Source organism: Kocuria nitroreducens, assembly GCF_042879195.1.
GTDB lineage: Bacteria > Actinomycetota > Actinomycetes > Actinomycetales > Micrococcaceae > Kocuria > Kocuria nitroreducens.
This window is the reverse complement of the sequence record NZ_JBHZTC010000077.1, coordinates 1-1,208: the sequence shown is the minus strand read 5'-3', so window position 1 is coordinate 1,208 and position 1,208 is coordinate 1. Positions and strand designations below refer to the sequence as shown.

The 1,208-nt window shown below is 71.4% G+C and carries 1 protein-coding gene; it reads right to left on the bottom strand.

Annotated elements, in window-relative coordinates; all coding sequences use genetic code 11:
* Positions 1-1,206 (bottom strand): globin domain-containing protein, encoded by a 1,206-nt coding sequence (locus tag ACFYE1_RS17420; RefSeq protein WP_387745809.1) that lies wholly within the window; start codon positions 1,204-1,206, stop codon positions 1-3.
* Positions 1,207-1,208: the final 2 nt, after the last annotated feature.

The following is a 1,208-nucleotide window of genomic DNA, read 5'->3' as shown; positions in this document are numbered from 1 at the left end:
CTATTCGAAGTCGGCGAGCCAGAGGTCGGGGCCGAAGACCTCGTACTGGATGTCCCGGGGCGGGATGCCGCGGGCGATGAGCGTGCTGCGCACCGCCTGCATGAACGGCAGCGGCCCGCACAGGTAGTACTGGGCCTGGGAGGGCAGCTCCACGGCGCGCAGGTCCATCAGCCCCTCGTGCTCGTTCTCGGCGGGCTGCCCGTCGGCCCGGGGCTGCTCGAACCAGGCCGTCAGGGCCCCGTCGCCCAGCGCGGCGAGGTCGTCCTCGATCTGGGCGCGCAGGGCGAAGCCGGCCGGGGAGGTGTCGGCGTGGAAGACCCGCACCGTGCGCTGGGAGCCGTCCTTGACCAGGTGCGAGAGCATCCCCGCCATGGGGCTCACCCCGATCCCGGCGCTGGCCAGCACCAGGGGCCGGTCGGTGTACTCCAGGACCACGTCACCGGAGGGCACCGACAGCACCACCTCCTCACCGACCTGCACGGCATCGTGGAGCAGGGTGGACATCTCCCCGGCCGGTGTGCCGTTGCCGGGCACCCGCTTGACCGCGAAGCGCCGGTGCCGGCCGTCGTCGGCGCGGGTCAGGCTGTACTGCCGGGGCTGGAGCACCCCGTCGGGCATCTCCATCCGCACGCTCACGTACTGGCCCGGCAGGGACCGCTTCACCTCGCGCTCGTCGAGGCGCTCGACCACGAAGCTGACGACGTCGTCGGTCTCCGGGATCTTCTCCACCACCCGCCAGCGCCGCCACACCGTCTCGGGGGAGAGCCGGACCGCGTCGTAGAGACCGCGTTCCTGGTTGATCAGCGCGTTGGCCATCAGCCAGTACACCTCGTCCCAGGCCGCGGCGACCTCCGCGGTCACGGCCTCACCGAGGACCTCGCCGATGGCCCACATCAGGTGCTCGTGCACGATCTGGTACTGGTCCGGGTGCAGCCCCAGGGACACGTGCTTGTGCGCGATCCGGGAGAGCAGGTGCTCGGGCAGCTCGGTGGGCCGGTGCACCAGGGCCCCGGCGAAGGCGGCCACGGAACCGGCCAGTGCCTGCTGCTGGCGGCCGTCGGCCTGGTTGCCGCGGTTGAACAACCCGTCAAGCAGCTCGGGGTGAGCGTCGAACATGTGCCCGTAGAAGCGCCGGGCGATCTCCTGGATGTTCTCCCCCACCACGGGCAGCGTGGCCCTCACGACGGGGTAAGCGGTGTCCGACAGCA